We start from the raw sequence: 16,592 nt of genomic DNA, 5'->3' as shown, positions 1-16,592 counted from the left end.
GTTTATTTGCATAAAAAATGCTAAACTATTACTGTAAAAAAATACACTACAATGAATGCAGCCAAAAGGGGTGTAGGAGATGATTAGTCAACTTTCATGGAAAGTTGGAGGCCAACAAGGTGAAGGAATTGAAAGTACAGGAGAAATCTTCTGTATTGCATTAAACCGATTAGGATATTACTTATACGGTTACCGCCACTTCTCATCACGTATAAAAGGCGGCCATACAAATAATAAAATTCGTGTAAGTACAACAGAAGTACGAGCGATCTCAGATGATTTAGATATTTTAATTGCTTTTGACCAAGAAACAATTGATTTTAATTTCCACGAACTACGTCCAGGTGGAATTGTAGTTGCGGATGCGAAATTTAATCCAACAATACCTGACAATACAGATGTAAATCTATATGTGATACCGTTTACAGATATTGCTTCAGAATTAGGCACATCATTAATGAAAAACATGGTTGCTGTTGGAGCATCAAGTGCAGTATTAGGATTAGATGAAACAGCTTATTTAGATGTTGTTGAAGAAATCTTTGGTCGTAAAGGAGAGCAAGTCGTTCAAAAGAATATGGACGCAATTAAACGTGGCTCTCAATATATGAAAGAATTACTAGGTGAGAAAGTAAACATGATGCAGCTTGAAAAAGCTGATGGTAAAAAACGCATGTTTATGATTGGGAACGATGCAATCGCATTTGGTGCGGTAGCTGGTGGTGCTCGTTTTATGTCAGCATACCCAATCACACCTGCATCAGAAATTATGGAATACTTAATTAAAAAATTACCGAAAGTCGGCGGAACAGTAATCCAAACTGAGGATGAAATCGCAGCTTGTACAATGGCAATCGGTGCAAACTATGCTGGTGTTCGTACATTAACGGCATCTGCTGGTCCAGGTCTTTCATTAATGATGGAAGCAATCGGTTTAGCAGGTATTACAGAAACTCCATTAGTAATTGTTGATACACAACGTGGCGGCCCAAGTACAGGATTACCAACTAAGCAAGAACAGTCTGACTTAATGGCGATGATTTACGGTACGCATGGTGAAATTCCAAAAATCGTAATGGCGCCAAGTACAGTTGAAGAAGCTTTCTATGACATTGTAGAGGCATTTAACTTATCTGAAGAATATCAAGTTCCTGTTATTTTCTTAACAGATTTACAGCTTTCTTTAGGAAAACAAACAGTAGAACCACTTAAATTAGATAAAGTGGAAATTCGTCGTGGTAAGCTTGATTTAGAAGTAGAATTACCAGAACGTGAAAATAAAGCATACTTCAAGCGTTATGAAGTAACAGAAGACGGCGTTTCACCACGTGTTTTACCTGGTATGAAAAATGGTGTTCACCATGTTACAGGTGTAGAACATGATGAAACTGGAAAACCATCGGAATCAGCAATAAACCGTAAAGATCAAATGGACAAACGTTTCCGTAAAATGGAGAACTTGAAGTTTAATACCCCTGTTTATAAAAATGTTAAGCATGAAGAAGCAGACGTATTGCTTGTTGGATTTAACTCAACTCGTGGTGCGATCGAAGAGGCAATGACGCGTTTAGAACAAGAGGGTATGAAAGTAAACCATGCTCATGTGCGTTTAATTCACCCGTTCCCAACAGCTGAAATCGATCCACTTGTGAAAAAGGCGAAGCGTGTTGTAGTAGTAGAAAACAATGCAACAGGTCAGCTTGCTAACATTATGAAAATGAATCTTGGTAATGGTGAGAAAATTTCTAGTCTTTTAAAATATGATGGAAACCCATTCTTGCCGAAAGAGATTTACAACGAATGCAAAAAAGGGGTTGTATTAAATGGCAACATTTAAGGACTTTCGTAACAGTGTAAAGCCAAACTGGTGCCCAGGTTGCGGAGACTTCTCAGTGCAAGCTGCAATTCAACGTGCGGCAGCTAACGTTGGCCTAAATCCAGATGAACTTGCTGTTATTTCTGGTATCGGCTGTTCAGGCCGTATTTCAGGTTATATTAATTCATATGGTGTGCATAGTATTCATGGTCGTGCCCTTCCAATTGCGCAAGGTGTGAAAATGGCAAATCGTGATTTAACAGTTATCGCTTCAGGTGGTGACGGTGATGGATTTGCGATTGGTATGGGGCATACAATCCATTCTATTCGTCGTAATATCGACATTACGTACATCGTAATGGATAACCAAATTTACGGATTAACAAAAGGGCAAACTTCACCACGTAGTGAAGCTGGATTTAAAACGAAAAGCACACCACAAGGTTCAATTGAACCATCACTAAATGTAATGGAAATGGCCTTAACAGCTGGTGCGACATTTGTGGCGCAAAGCTTTTCGAGTGATTTAAAAGAATTAACACAAATTATTGAAGCTGGTATTAACCATAAAGGATTTTCATTAATTAACGTATTTAGCCCATGTGTTACTTACAATAAAGTAAATACTTACGATTGGTTTAAAGAGAATTTAACGAAACTAAGTACAGTAGAGGGATATGATCCATCTAATCGCATGATGGCTATGCAAACTTTAATGGAAAATAACGGTTTAGTAACAGGGTTAATTTATCAAAATACTAAGCAACCATCATATCAAGAACTTGTTAAAGGCTATAGTGAAGAGCCTTTAGTGAAATCTGATTTAAATATGGATCAGAAAATGTTTGATGAGCTTGTTGCTGAATTTATGTAATGTAAGAAGAGGAGGTTGCCGATTTGGTAACCTTTTTTTATGTACAAAAATATAGGGTAGTTTTATTTACTTAGAAAATTCAGAATGATAAAATAATATATAAATCGTTGTATGAAAATGGCAAGTTCATTGCTTATGAAATGTAAGATAATAAAGGGCCTCTTTATTGTTAAAATTGGCGAAATACATCATACTATGGTAATGTTTATAGGGATAAAGCAATATGCTTTTTGGTAGGACAACAAGAAATGATAAAAAGGGAATGTCTATTTGCGTGGGGAAGACTTCATTCTTATGAATGATTAGATTGATTACTCAAGTTTCAAAGGACAAGTTATCTCTCAAGCTATCTAACCATTTTTGAGGTGAGTCTAGGCGCATTAAAATGGACTATAGAGTATGTATAGTTAAGGGTGAAAGGAGATTACCGATGAACGAGCAACAACGATTAGCAAGTCAACAAGCAAATTCCTCTACGAAAAAAGAAGAGAAAGATTATAGTAAATACTTTGAAAGTGTATATCAACCACCTTCCTTAAAGGATGCGAAAAATCGCGGGAAAGAAGAAGTTAAAATTGAACGGGATTTTGGCTTACCTGAAGAGTTTCGCAATTTTGGTACAGGAAGAAAGTTCTATATTCGTACATATGGTTGTCAAATGAATGAGCATGATACGGAAGTAATGGCAGGCATTTTCACCGCACTTGGATATGAACCAACTTTTTCAACTGAGGATGCAGATGTAGTTTTATTAAACACTTGTGCAATTCGTGAAAATGCTGAAAATAAGGTGTTTGGTGAGCTAGGCCATTTAAAGTCACTCAAACGAAGAAATCCAGACCTTTTAATTGGTGTATGTGGTTGTATGTCTCAAGAGGAATCTGTTGTAAATAAAATTATGCAAAAAAATCAGCATGTAGATATGGTATTTGGAACGCATAATATTCATAGATTACCGTACATTCTAAAAGATGCGATGTTCTCGAAAGAGACGGTAGTTGAAGTATGGTCAAAAGAAGGTGACGTAATTGAAAACCTTCCGAAAGTACGTCGTGGTGATATTAAAGCTTGGGTAAATATTATGTATGGCTGTGATAAATTCTGTACGTATTGTATTGTACCGTATACACGCGGAAAAGAGCGAAGTAGACGTCCAGAAGATATTATCCAAGAGATTCGTCATTTAGCTGCAAATGGTTATAAAGAAATTACTTTACTTGGTCAAAACGTAAATGCATATGGTAAAGACTTTGAAGATATAGAATACGGTCTTGGCGATTTAATGGACGAACTTCGTAAAGTTGATATTGCCCGTATTCGTTTTACAACGAGCCATCCACGTGATTTCGATGATCACTTAATTGAAGTGCTTGGCAAAGGTGGCAACCTAGTAGAACATATCCATTTACCAGTTCAATCTGGAAGTACGGATATGCTGAAAATTATGGCACGTAAATATTCGCGTGAGCATTATTTAGAACTTGTAAGAAAAATTAAAGAAGCAATTCCAGATGCAGTATTAACAACAGATATTATCGTTGGTTTTCCAAATGAAACAGATGAGCAATTTGAAGAAACGATGTCGTTATATCGTGAAGTAGGGTTTGATACTGCCTTTACATTCATTTACTCTCCTCGCGAAGGTACACCAGCTGCAAAAATGAAAGATAATGTACCGATGGAAGTAAAGAAAGAACGTCTTCAACGCTTAAATACACTAGTAAATACGTTGGCAATTGAAAAGAATAGTCGTTACAAAGGTCAAATTGTAGAAGTGTTAGTTGATGGGGAAAGTAAAAATAATCCGGAAGTACTTGCAGGTTATACTCGTACGAATAAACTTGTAAACTTCGTCGCTTCAAAATCTTTAATTGGTCAGCTTGTGAAAGTAAAAATAACGGAAGCAAAAACTTGGTCTCTTAACGGGGAATTAGTTGAAGAGCCGATTGAGGTGAAATAATAGATGAAAGTATATTCGAAAGATGACATTGTTGAACAAGCGAAAGAATTAGCAAAAATGATTTCTGAAACAGAAGAAGTTGATTTTTTTAAGAAAGCAGAGGCGCAAATTCATAAAAATGAAAATGTAAAGCGCGCAATCGATGAAATTAAAGCACTGCAAAAACAAGCAGTAAACTTGCAACATTACGGGAAATGGGAAGCTTTAAAAAAGGTAGAAGCTGAAATTGATGCATTGCAAGATAAGTTAGACAGTATTCCAGTCGTACAACAATTTAAATCTTCACAAACATACGTAAATGACTTATTACAGTTAGTTGCTAGTACAATTTCTAACAACGTAACAGATGAAATATTAATTTCAACTGGTGGCGATGTACTAAAGGGTGAAACTGGCGCAGCAGTAGAAAGTAAAAAAGGAAATTGTGGTTGTTAAAGAGATGTCATATTGACATCTCTTTTTTTGTGGATTAAACGTAAGGTCTTCTCAAAAAAAAGAATGACACATTCCGCTATTGTCACGCATATGATTAAGTGAATAGTGATTGAGGAGGGTTACGAATGTCCGAATTTAGAGAGATTATTACAAAAGCAGTGGTTGGAAAAGGACGTAAGTATACAAAGTCAACGCATACATGTGAATCGAATAATGAGCCAACAAGTATTTTAGGGTGCTGGGTAATTAACCACTCGTACGAAGCAAGAAAGAATGGAAAACATGTGGAAATTGAAGGTTTCTATGATGTGAACACTTGGTATTCATTTGATGGAAATACAAAGACTGAAGTTGTAACAGAACGTGTGAACTACACGGACGAAGTAAGTATTGGTTATCGTGATAAAAACTTTTCTGGTGACGATTTAGAAATTATTGCTCGTGTTATTCAGCCGCCAAATTGTTTAGAAGCACTTGTATCACCAAATGGTAATAAAATTGTTGTAACTGTAGAACGTGAATTTGTAACAGAAGTAGTTGGAGAAACGAAAATTTGTGTAAGTGTAAATCCTGAAGGCTGCGTAGAATCAGATGATGATTTCCAAATTGCTGATGATGAATTTGAAGAATTAGATCCGAACTTTATCGTTGATGCAGAAGAAGAGTAATAGAAAGCTAGGGAGAAGTTCTTCCTAGCTTTTTACTTTACATAAGTGGCGCTGAATGAACATGATTCTTTATGAAATATGTTATAATGAAGAAAGACTCCTGAAATAGGAGATAAGAGTGTCCGTGAAATGCGACATATATGAAAATAGATTATCATGTAAGAATTATGGAGGAAAAGTATGACTCAATATACGCCTATGATACAGCAATATTTAAAGGTTAAGGCAGATTATCAAGATGCCTTTTTATTTTTTCGCTTAGGCGATTTTTATGAAATGTTCTTTGAGGATGCTGTTAAAGCAGCCCATGAACTTGAAATTACATTGACGAGCCGAGATGGTGGTAGTAGTGAACGTATACCAATGTGCGGTGTACCATATCATGCGGCTAAAAACTATATTGAACAACTTGTTGAAAAAGGATATAAAGTAGCTGTTTGTGAGCAAGTAGAAGATCCGAAAACAGCTAAAGGTGTAGTACGTCGTGAAGTAGTACAATTAATTACGCCAGGAACGATGATGGAAGGGCGTACAATTGATGAGAAAGAAAACAACTTCTTAGCCGCATTAACACATTTTGAAGATGGATCATATGCATTAGCTTGTAACGACTTAACGACTGGACAAAATACAGTAACGTTACTGACTGGTTCAGTAGAAGATATTTTATTAGAAGTGTATGCAACTGGTTCGAAAGAAATTGTTGTTGATTCTTCATTTTCTAAAGATGAACTAAACAAGTTAACTGAAACATTGAAAATGACGATTTCGTATGAAGATGCAACGGCAATTCCGGAAGGATTAGAACATCTTGTGAAAAATGTTTCACAAGCAAAATTAATTAAAGCAGTTGGACGTTTATTTAACTATGTAATAAGAACGCAAAAACGTTCTTTAGATCATTTGCAACCAGTAGAAATTTATTATACGAATCAATTTATGAAAATTGATGTACATTCAAAGCGAAACTTAGAACTGACAGAAACACTTCGGACGAAAGAAAAAACAGGATCACTATTATGGTTATTGGACAAGACGAAAACAGCTATGGGTGGTCGTATGTTAAAACAGTGGATGGAACGTCCACTTATACAGAAAGAAAGAATTGAAGAGCGTTTAGAAATGGTTGAAACGTTTGTAAATGATTACTTCTTACGTGAAGATTTAAAAGAAAAGTTAAAAGAAGTATATGATTTAGAACGCTTAGCAGGAAAAGTTGCATTTGGTAACGTAAATGCAAGAGACTTATTACAATTAAGACGTTCATTACTTCAAGTGCCAGCTATTTTAGAAGCAATTAGTTTGTTAGATAACGCTTATGCATCGAGATTAATTCAAGGTGCAGATCCATGTGAAAGCTTAACAGAATTACTAGGAAGAAGTATTCAAGAAAACCCACCGCTTTCAATTAAAGATGGAGATATTATTAAAGATGGGTATAATGACAAGCTTGATCAATATCGTTACGTGAGTAAAAACGGGAAAACGTGGATTGCTGAGCTTGAAAAAAGAGAACGTGATATTACTGGAATTAAATCGTTAAAAATCGGATACAACCGTATTTTCGGTTACTACATTGAAGTAACGAAAGCGAATCTTGCAGCACTTCCAGAAGGTCGCTATGAACGTAAACAGACGCTTGCTAATGCTGAACGTTTCATTACAGATGAACTGAAAGAAAAAGAAACGTTAATCTTAGAAGCTGAAGAAAAAATTGTACAGCTAGAATACGATTTATTTACAGCACTTCGTGAAGAAGTAAAAGTATTTATTCCGAAATTACAACATTTAGCGAAAGTAATTAGTGAATTAGACGTACTGCAAAGTTTTGCGACAGTTAGTGAAGAAGAACAGTTTGTAAAACCTGTACTGACAACGAAGCGCGAAATCTTTATTAAAGATGGTCGTCATCCTGTCGTTGAAAAAGTATTGAACGGGAAATTGTATGTACCGAATGATTGTATTATGCCAGAGAATATGGATGTCTTTTTAATTACAGGGCCGAACATGTCTGGTAAAAGTACGTATATGAGACAATTAGCACTTGTAACGGTTATGTCGCAAATCGGTTGTTTCGTACCAGCAACAGAAGCAGTATTACCTGTATTTGATCAAATCTTTACGAGAATTGGTGCAGCGGATGATTTAATATCAGGTCAAAGTACATTTATGGTCGAAATGTTAGAAGCGAAAAATGCAATTGCAAACGCATCAGAAAGAAGTTTAATTTTATTCGATGAAATTGGACGCGGTACATCTACCTATGATGGTATGGCACTTGCACAAGCAATTATTGAACATATTCATGACCAAATTGGTGCAAAAACGTTATTCTCTACGCATTATCACGAATTAACGGTGTTAGAAGAGAGTTTAGATCAACTGAAAAATGTACACGTTTCAGCAATTGAAGAGAATGGAAAAGTAGTATTCCTTCATAAAATTCAAGACGGGGCAGCAGATAAAAGTTACGGAATTCACGTTGCGCAACTTGCAGAGCTTCCAGATAGCTTAATCGCCCGCGCGAAAGAAGTGTTAGCACAGCTAGAAGGACAGGAAGAAATTATTATTCCAAAACGAGTAGAAGTGAAAGTACAAGAAGCTGCTCCAGAACCTGTAGTTGTAAAAGAGGAAATAGCAGAAATACAGGAAACGAAAGTAGAGACTGAAGAAGAATCGCAACTATCTTTCTTTGGAGGAGAACAGTCTTCGAAGAAACAAGACAAACCTCTGCTAGATCAAAAAGAAACAGCAGTATTGGCGCAAATTAAAAAAATCGATTTACTTGATATGACACCTTTAGAAGCGATGAACGAATTGTATCGCTTACAGAAAAAGTTAAAGAAAGGATGAGTAAGTAGATGGGGAAAATTCGCAAACTCGATGACCAACTCTCTAACTTAATTGCGGCAGGGGAAGTAGTAGAGCGCCCTGCTTCAGTCGTAAAAGAACTTGTGGAAAATTCTATCGATGCGAATAGTACATCTATTGAAATCCACTTAGAAGAAGCTGGGTTATCGAAAATTCGTATCATTGATAACGGTGATGGTATTGCAGAAGAAGACTGTATCGTCGCTTTTGAACGCCATGCGACGAGTAAAATTAAAGATGAAAACGATCTGTTTCGCATAAGAACACTCGGTTTCCGCGGTGAGGCATTGCCGAGTATTGCCTCTGTTAGTGAATTAGAATTAATTACTAGCACAGGTGATGCGCCTGGTACACACCTCATAATTAAAGGTGGAGACATTATAAAGCAAGAGAAGACTGCGAGCCGAAAAGGAACAGATATTACAGTACAAAACTTATTCTTTAATACACCAGCGCGTCTTAAATATATGAAAACCATTCATACGGAGCTCGGGAATATTACAGATATCGTGTATCGTATTGCAATGTCACATCCAGAAGTATCGTTAAAACTGTTTCATAATGAAAAGAAATTGCTTCATACATCAGGTAACGGTGATGTAAGACAAGTACTTGCATCGATTTACAGTATTCAAGTTGCGAAGAAGCTTGTTCCAATTGAAGCTGAATCTTTAGACTTTACAATTAAAGGCTATGTAACATTACCAGAAGTAACGAGAGCATCTCGTAATTATATGTCAACGATCGTAAATGGTCGTTACGTTCGAAACTTTGTACTAATGAAAGCAATTCAGCAAGGCTACCATACATTACTGCCAGTTGGCCGGTATCCAATTGGCTTCTTATCGATTGAAATGGATCCAATGCTAGTTGACGTTAACGTACATCCAGCGAAGTTAGAGGTTCGTTTTAGTAAAGAACAAGAATTGCTAAAGCTGATCGAAGAAACATTGCAAGCTGCATTTAAAAAAATACAGCTCATTCCAGATGCAGGCGTAACAACGAAGAAAAAAGAAAAAGACGAAAGTGTGCAAGAACAGTTCCAGTTTGAGCATGCGAAGCCGAAAGAACCATCTATGCCGGACATTGTTTTACCAACTGGCATGGATGCAAAACAAGAAGAACCGCAGGCTGTGAAACAGCCACCACAACTGTGGCAACCGCCGAAACAAGAATGGCAACCACCACAGTCGCTCATAAGAGAAGAACAAAGTTGGCAACCATCCACTAAACCGATAATCGAAGAACCAATTCAAGAAGAGAAATCGTGGGACAGTAATGAAGAGGATTTTGAACTAGAGGAATTAGAAGAAGAAGTTCGGGAAATAAAAGAGATTGAAATGAACGGGAATGACTTACCACCGCTTTATCCAATTGGACAAATGCATGGAACATATATTTTCGCTCAAAATGATAAAGGCTTATATATGATTGACCAGCATGCCGCGCAGGAACGTATTAATTATGAATACTTCCGTGATAAAGTAGGAAGGGTAGCGCAAGAAGTACAAGAGTTACTTGTACCGTACCGTATTGATCTATCTCTTACTGAATTTTTACGTGTCGAAGAACAGTTAGAAGAACTAAAAAAAGTTGGGCTATTTTTAGAACAATTCGGCCATCAATCCTTTATCGTCCGCTCGCATCCAACATGGTTCCCGAAAGGACAAGAAACAGAAATTATCGATGAAATGATGGAGCAAGTTGTCAAACTAAAAAAAGTGGATATTAAAAAGTTACGTGAAGAAGCAGCCATCATGATGAGCTGTAAAGCATCCATTAAAGCGAATCAATATTTAACGAACGATCAAATATTTGCCTTACTGGAAGAATTACGTACAACAACAAACCCATACACATGCCCACACGGAAGACCGATTCTTGTGCATCATTCTACTTATGAGTTGGAGAAGATGTTTAAGAGGGTTATGTAGAGTGAATAAATTATATTTCAAAAGGGAGCAACATTTACTGTTGCTCCCTTTTCATATGTAGATTTAATAGTTAAACGAGAATATGGTGGAGTAATTTTACCGTTTATTTCTTGGTTGTGTTAGCTTAAATTTATCTATGTATAAAAAAGCGCTGTATACAGCACTTTTTAAAATGTGCATGAATTGTATCATTACTAACTAAATAACTATGCATGGTTGAATGTTGCTTCTTATTTAGCTAATTGTTATAAAGATCTATACAATTACTTATTTTTATTATTATTAATTTTTTCAGTGTATAGAACTTGCTCTTTATAGTGCTTCTTAATTGGGAAGTTATGTGTACCTGTGCCGTTCTTGAATTTTTTATCAATGGGGTTCTTTAGAGGAACTGTTGTAGTTTCAGTAAATTCATATGGGTAATTTATTTTAGATTTATCTTCAAACATGAAAATGCCTCCTTTTAGGATCTCCTAAATTCTTTACTATAACATGATATGCATATAGATATTTTTTGGACTAGTTATTTATATAGGTTAATGGAATTTAATTACATAACTACTGAAACATTTTAAAGGAAAACAATTTGAGAAAGAAATGGTATGAATAGCTGTTGGCTCCTATTGTTGTTTTTTTTGTTTGACAGCACAGTTAATTATGTATATAAATTCAATATAGATTGTTTTTATAATATGGTTTATATGGGGTTTTCTTGATAATATAATGTGGAATATTATAGTGTTATTAGGTTATTAGGAACATTTAATGCTGTTTCATAACTGAAAGGTAATTGAAAAAAAACTGAAACTTTTCTCATAAAAATTCAATCTAACTTGAAAAATGAAAGGAAAATGAAATTTTCCAAAAGATATTCTTTGTTAAGATAAAAAGCATACATACAAAAAGTATTGACATATCTTAAAAATGTATTTTCAAGATATAGTGGGGGAAAAGATGAGATTAGAAAAACAATTAATAAAAAAGATGTATTATGAAACATTCCTAATGGAGAATGAAACAAAACCAACTCTTGACGTACTTGGACAAGCTTATGTAAACGAAGAAAAAAATGAGATTTCTGATGGGTCTTATATTCGTTTTGCACAAGGTGAATTTTATTATCGTCATCAAGATTTTGAAGCAGCTATTTTTAAATGGGAGAAGGTTAGTAATGAATTAGCACCATGGGCACAAAAAAATATTGCGGATGCTTATTTCGAACTGAATCAGTTATCATTTGCTGAAAATATTTATACTTCTATTACTACTGATAATAAAATATTGATGACCGAAATTAGACTACAATTACTTTCTCTTTACATTGAGCAAAATAATTTTGACTCAGCTTTCGGTGTTATTAAAGAAGCAGTTTCTTTAAATCCTGATTATCCGAATGTCACAAAAATTGCCCGTTCCTTTTATGAGGAACAGCAAGATTTTGATAGTGCAGTAGAGCTTGCTGTGAATGAGTTAATTCGCATAGAATCGTATCCTTGGTTTGAGGTGTTAAAAGGATATATCGATAAAGGGTTTACTAAACATATTTCACCAGACTATTTTTATGATGCATTAGCTACATTAAATAATGTAGATCAAGTACAATTTACGCAAATGGTTTCATCACTCTGGAACAGTTATAAAAATGAAAAAAATTACTTATTGTGGCTTAACACAATAAATGAATTTTTCTTACATATTGAAATACATTCGTCCGATATATGGAACAAAGTTTCTGCTCTTTACGAAGAAACGTACTTTGCATTAATTCAAGGTCAATATACGCTTAGACAATTAAACGATATCATACCAAATCTGTTAGCAAATTGGTTAAAGGTAGTCAATCCATCTTATGCTGTATTTCCATCTGCAGCTGTATTGGCATGGGATGAGATTTTCCCTTCCAAAATAGATTCAGCAAATATAGAACATGCGGAAAACTTACTGTCACATTCTATTAATCATGTAAATGGCTTAGAGTACAGCTTACACCTTTTTGAATCTATTACACAGTGGGCACAAAAGCAGAATATAGAAATAGGTCACCGATTTAAATGGTTAGTTGACGAGCTCGCAGATTTAAGAACAAATCGTATTTTAGTAACGGGAACTTCAGGGAACGGAAAAACTACATTTATTAACTCTATATTAGGAGAAAATATATTAGAAAAATCAATTTCAAATGTAGTAGTTTTAAAAAATGATGCTCATATAGAAATAAACGCTATAACAGACTCAGCAATTACAACAACGGAAGATGTCTCTGATTACCATAATATGATGTCTCAGCACCATCAAACATATAGAGATAGAGCGTGTGTTGAATTTAAATTACCATGCAGATTTTTAAATGAAAATAAACTTACATTTGTAGTGACACCTGGCTTTAATAGGAATAACGACACTAGAGATGGGATATTCGAATATTTAAATTCTGTAGACGAATTACTGTTCGTATTGAATGCGGATTCACCTTTTACTGATAAAGAACGTGACATTCTATTAAGTATTCAAGAACATACGCCAAATTTACAAATTCATTTCTTATTAAATAAAATCGATAACATTTACAGTGAAGCAGAAGTGAAAAGGGTATTACATGATACGGCAACGAGAATAAACACATATTTCCCGTATGCGAGAATTTTCCCTTATTCCTCGTTATATACAAGTAGTCAACAATTAAATGATTTAACTGAGTTTATTCATTTTAACTTTAATCATAAAAATATCGATGCAGAACGTACTGAAAAGTTATTATTTTTCATTCGAAAAACAATTACATATCTTTTGGATAAACGTGTTGAGAAAGAAAATAATCTGGTGGATGCTATTAATTGGAATGAAGATATGCTAGTGAAACTAAACGGTAGCATTAATAACCTTACTACATTTGAGAGGGAAAAAATTCATTTCATTACACAATCATATCGTTCAATGAAGACTGAAATTACAAATGATCTTACTGAAAATATTCCGAAGATATTAAAGAGCTGTTCTAATTTAATTAGTGAAGAAAGTGATTTCGGGCACATGGATACGGAACTAAATAAAGCAATGAATGAAAGAGTGCATAAATATTTAGAACAAACTGTGTTACCTAATCTGGCTCTTTCTATGCAAAATTGGATTGCAACTTCTAATAATGAGCTTCTTCAAAGTCAAACGTATTTAGAAGAACTTAGTGAAGGGCTTAATTCACTATTTGGAGAAAATAGAATACAGTTAGAATGTGACTTTAAAGTGCTTGATGACTGGCGCAGAGATACTGACAGGATGACGACTAGAATACAAATGGATGAAGTAAATATTTTACGTCGATTTACGCCAGCACAATTTTTACTGAAAAGTGCCGGTAAATTGTTTGGAGTTCTTCCTAAAAATAAATCTATGCTATATAACAAATACAAACAGTATGTAGAAAATGAAGATTATACTGAAGTAACGGCTTCTATTATGAAGAAATTTTTCTTGCAATTTGAGCTGTTTGAAAACACACAAGAGCGAGATATTAATATATTCTTTAGGAATCCATTTAACTCTTTAAAGCAAGCTGTGGAAAACACGCATTTAGAAATACAAGAAAAACAAGAGATATTACATAAGATGAAATCAAATCCTGAAATCTATCATGATTCTATCATGCTCTTTGAATTGAGATTGCGTCAATGTGAAGTGATTTTAAATATAGGTGATGATAATACTTTTGCGGATGTAGTTTTAGAAACAAGCGTAGAATAAAAAATCTGATGTGTTATAAGAAAGTAAAAAGGAGCAACTGTAATAAGTTGCTCCTTTTTCATATAGATTATTTTTCTGTTTCTTTAATTTTAGTTTGTACTTCGCCAGTTTTAATTTTATTACTTTCTGAGAAGCGTAATAAATCGCCTTCAATAATTTTGTCAGACATTCGTAATTCATTTTGGGCACGTTTAATGAGGGCTTGAGCTTCTTTTTTTGGTAAATCTACAATTTCACCTGTTATACGGTCGTAGAAAGTGTTGTTTTTGTATGCATACTTATCTGTAACGAAGCTACCATCACGTAAAACAACAAAGCCAGTATATTCATCTGAAAACATATCATGGCCAAAACGAATATCATTCGTAGAATCAACACCTAATAAATTTAGAATAGTAGGTTTCATATCGATTTGTCCAGTAGGCTTTGAAATAGTTTGACCTTCTGTTTGTCCAGGAATATGAATATATAAAGGTGTACGTTGTAAATTTAAAGTATCAAATTCTGTTATTTGATCTTTTTCTAAAAACTGTGCCATTGCACGATTATGTTTTTCGGAAATACCATAATGATCACCGTATAACACAATAATAGAATCATCGTAAAGCCCCTCGGCCTTTAGACGTTCAATAAATTTTTTAATTGATTCGTCTAAGTAACGTGCTGTTACGATGTAACGATCAAATACGCCATTACCAGAGTTGTATGGTTCAATGAATTTTGTATCTTCATCATACGTAAATGGATAATGGTTTGTTAAAGTAAGGAAACGAGCATAGAATGGTTGATTAACAGTTTTTAATATATCTACTGATTGATCAAAGTATTCGATATCTTTTAATCCCCAATTTAAATTTGTTTCTGGTGTAATTTTGTAATCAAGCTCATTATAGTAACGATCATAACCAAGAGCAGAGTACATGATATTACGATTCCAAAATGTTGCGTTATTCGCATGAAATACAGAAGTGAAATAACCTTGCTGACGTAAAATTTCTGGAGTTGCAGTATAATCATTGTTACCGTGTGTAAAGAATACAGCTCCTCGATTTAATGGATACAACGACGTATCGATTAGAAATTCAGAATCAGATGTTTTCCCTTGACCAGTTTGATGGAAAAAGTTATCAAAGTAATAACTTTCATTTATGAATTCATTTAGGAATGGTGTAACTTCTTGCCCGTTCACTGATGCGCCTATTAAGAAGGTCTGCAAGGATTCAAGAGTGACGACAATTACGTTTTTTCCTTTCGCTGCACCAAACATATTAGGGTTTGGCTCGCTTTGATTTGCTTTTACGTAGTTTTCAGTTTCTTGTAATTTACTACTATCAGCAAGTGCTTTTTGTGACCCAGCTTTTACTTGCAGTGTTAAGTCATATACTTGGTGAGTATATAAGCCTAAATTTTTGACAAGCATGACTCGGTCGAATGATCTTGTTAATAATTCAGGGCGCTCTTTTTCTGCAAGATGTAGATTCGCAAAGAATACACCAATCGTTAAAAGAAAGTATAACAAGCGCGTAGAATGATTTACACGTTCTGTTTTAAAGACCAATGATTTCTTTTTTAATAAAATAAAGAAGAAAACAATGTCTACGAATGCGAGTATAATTTTGTAGTTTAATATTTCTATAATACTGCCGCCTAATTGGCCGAAGTTTGAGGTTTGTCCAAGTACTGGTAATGTAACGAAATCACTATAAAAATCATAGAACATTACATTTCCAACAAGCACGATTGTTAATAAGAAATTAATACAGAGCGCTATATAATTTCGCTTTTCACCAGTTGCAAATAATGCTAATCCAACAAATGCTAATGATGCGGCTAGAGGGCTAATAAACAAAATGAGCTCTTGCGTTGAAGACTCGATTTTTAAATCAAAACTGAATCGCGTAATAAGATATGTTTTTAACCATACCGCTAAAGCCATTATTATAACAAAACTTATATTTTGCATTTGTAAATTTATTTTGTTCTTCATTTTTACACCTTCTTTATATAATTTATTTAACTAAAGTTATATATTATGTTTTTATAACTATTAGAGTGTAATGAACCATTTAGACTTTGTTTTCTAAAGGGAATAATTTGAAGTATTCATATATATACAATGGGGATTTTTAAAGCGTAGTAGCATAAATATAACTCTTTTTGAGAAACGGGCAGAACAAGTCATAGTTGTAGTGAAATTGACTTATAGACATCCTACCATATTAAACACTATGATGATGTTACAAAATATCGAACAAATAAAAGTGAAAATGGATAGAGACTTTTAAAACTGTTGACA

10 protein-coding genes are annotated in these 16,592 nt (G+C 34.4%); 8 read left to right on the top strand and 2 right to left on the bottom strand.

Annotated elements, in window-relative coordinates; genetic code table 11:
- The first annotated feature begins 79 nt into the window (after nt 1-79).
- The 7 genes from V7S45_RS18450 (at nt 80) to mutL (ending at nt 10,558) form a co-directional block, all read left to right on the top strand.
- Nucleotides 80-1,837, top strand: a complete 1,758-nt coding sequence (locus tag V7S45_RS18450) for a 2-oxoacid:acceptor oxidoreductase subunit alpha (RefSeq protein WP_000625418.1) — start codon at nt 80-82, stop codon at nt 1,835-1,837.
- Nucleotides 1,824-2,690 carry a 2-oxoacid:ferredoxin oxidoreductase subunit beta gene (locus tag V7S45_RS18445; protein WP_000190155.1) on the top strand — a complete coding sequence of 289 codons (867 nt, stop codon included), beginning with the start codon at nt 1,824-1,826 and terminating at the stop codon, nt 2,688-2,690. Before V7S45_RS18450 ends, V7S45_RS18445 begins: the two co-directional genes overlap by 14 nt.
- Before the next feature lie 430 nt (nt 2,691-3,120).
- Complete coding sequence (gene miaB / locus V7S45_RS18440) at nt 3,121-4,650, top strand: tRNA (N6-isopentenyl adenosine(37)-C2)-methylthiotransferase MiaB (protein WP_001005394.1); 1,530 nt, start codon at nt 3,121-3,123, stop codon at nt 4,648-4,650.
- A gap of 3 nt (nt 4,651-4,653) precedes the next feature.
- Nucleotides 4,654-5,085, top strand: coding sequence for a RicAFT regulatory complex protein RicA family protein (locus V7S45_RS18435; protein WP_000870461.1), 432 nt, complete (start codon nt 4,654-4,656; stop codon nt 5,083-5,085).
- Between the two features lie 125 nt (nt 5,086-5,210).
- Nucleotides 5,211-5,753 carry an outer spore coat protein CotE gene (cotE, locus tag V7S45_RS18430; protein WP_001288799.1) on the top strand — a complete coding sequence of 181 codons (543 nt, stop codon included), beginning with the start codon at nt 5,211-5,213 and terminating at the stop codon, nt 5,751-5,753.
- Between the two features lie 180 nt (nt 5,754-5,933).
- On the top strand, nt 5,934-8,606 hold the full coding sequence (gene mutS, locus V7S45_RS18425) for a DNA mismatch repair protein MutS (RefSeq protein ID WP_000196026.1): 2,673 nt from the start codon (nt 5,934-5,936) through the stop codon (nt 8,604-8,606).
- Nucleotides 8,607-8,614: 8 nt separating this feature from the next.
- Complete coding sequence (mutL, locus tag V7S45_RS18420; RefSeq protein WP_000516465.1) at nt 8,615-10,558, top strand: DNA mismatch repair endonuclease MutL; 1,944 nt, start codon at nt 8,615-8,617, stop codon at nt 10,556-10,558.
- Between the two features lie 263 nt (nt 10,559-10,821).
- Here mutL and V7S45_RS18415 read toward each other — a convergent pair whose 3' ends face one another.
- The gene (locus V7S45_RS18415; protein WP_000461138.1) at nt 10,822-11,007 is read right to left on the bottom strand and encodes a hypothetical protein; all 186 of its coding nucleotides are present in this window, start codon (nt 11,005-11,007) and stop codon (nt 10,822-10,824) included.
- Nucleotides 11,008-11,512: 505 nt separating this feature from the next.
- Here V7S45_RS18415 and V7S45_RS18410 point away from each other — a divergent pair.
- Nucleotides 11,513-14,296, top strand: a complete 2,784-nt coding sequence (locus V7S45_RS18410) for a dynamin family protein (RefSeq protein WP_025688904.1) — start codon at nt 11,513-11,515, stop codon at nt 14,294-14,296.
- Between the two features lie 67 nt (nt 14,297-14,363).
- On the opposite strand, the gene V7S45_RS18405 is transcribed toward V7S45_RS18410, so the two are convergent.
- A complete protein-coding gene (locus V7S45_RS18405; RefSeq protein ID WP_000791023.1) occupies nt 14,364-16,283 on the bottom strand; it encodes an LTA synthase family protein in 1,920 nt (639 codons plus the stop codon).
- Nucleotides 16,284-16,592 lie beyond the last annotated feature (309 nt).

The sequence above is a fragment of the Bacillus sp. BR3(2024) genome (assembly GCF_039134555.1).
GTDB classification, from domain to species: domain Bacteria; phylum Bacillota; class Bacilli; order Bacillales; family Bacillaceae_G; genus Bacillus_A; species Bacillus_A cereus.
Note: the sequence above shows the minus strand (reverse complement) of the source record. Positions and strands in the feature narration are given on the sequence as shown.

Bases quoted from the DNA above. Each gene is read 5' to 3' on its own strand.
- V7S45_RS18410 (WP_025688904.1), top strand. From the start codon at position 11,513: ATGAGATTAGAAAAACAATTAATAAAAAAGATGTATTATGAAACATTC.
- mutS (WP_000196026.1), top strand. From the start codon at position 5,934: ATGACTCAATATACGCCTATGATACAGCAATATTTAAAGGTTAAGGCA.
- V7S45_RS18450 (WP_000625418.1), top strand. From the start codon at position 80: ATGATTAGTCAACTTTCATGGAAAGTTGGAGGCCAACAAGGTGAAGGA.
- V7S45_RS18445 (WP_000190155.1), top strand. From the start codon at position 1,824: ATGGCAACATTTAAGGACTTTCGTAACAGTGTAAAGCCAAACTGGTGC.
- mutL (WP_000516465.1), top strand. From the start codon at position 8,615: ATGGGGAAAATTCGCAAACTCGATGACCAACTCTCTAACTTAATTGCG.
- V7S45_RS18435 (WP_000870461.1), top strand. From the start codon at position 4,654: ATGAAAGTATATTCGAAAGATGACATTGTTGAACAAGCGAAAGAATTA.
- V7S45_RS18415 (WP_000461138.1), bottom strand. From the start codon at position 11,007: ATGTTTGAAGATAAATCTAAAATAAATTACCCATATGAATTTACTGAA.
- cotE (WP_001288799.1), top strand. From the start codon at position 5,211: ATGTCCGAATTTAGAGAGATTATTACAAAAGCAGTGGTTGGAAAAGGA.
- miaB (WP_001005394.1), top strand. From the start codon at position 3,121: ATGAACGAGCAACAACGATTAGCAAGTCAACAAGCAAATTCCTCTACG.
- V7S45_RS18405 (WP_000791023.1), bottom strand. From the start codon at position 16,283: ATGAAGAACAAAATAAATTTACAAATGCAAAATATAAGTTTTGTTATA.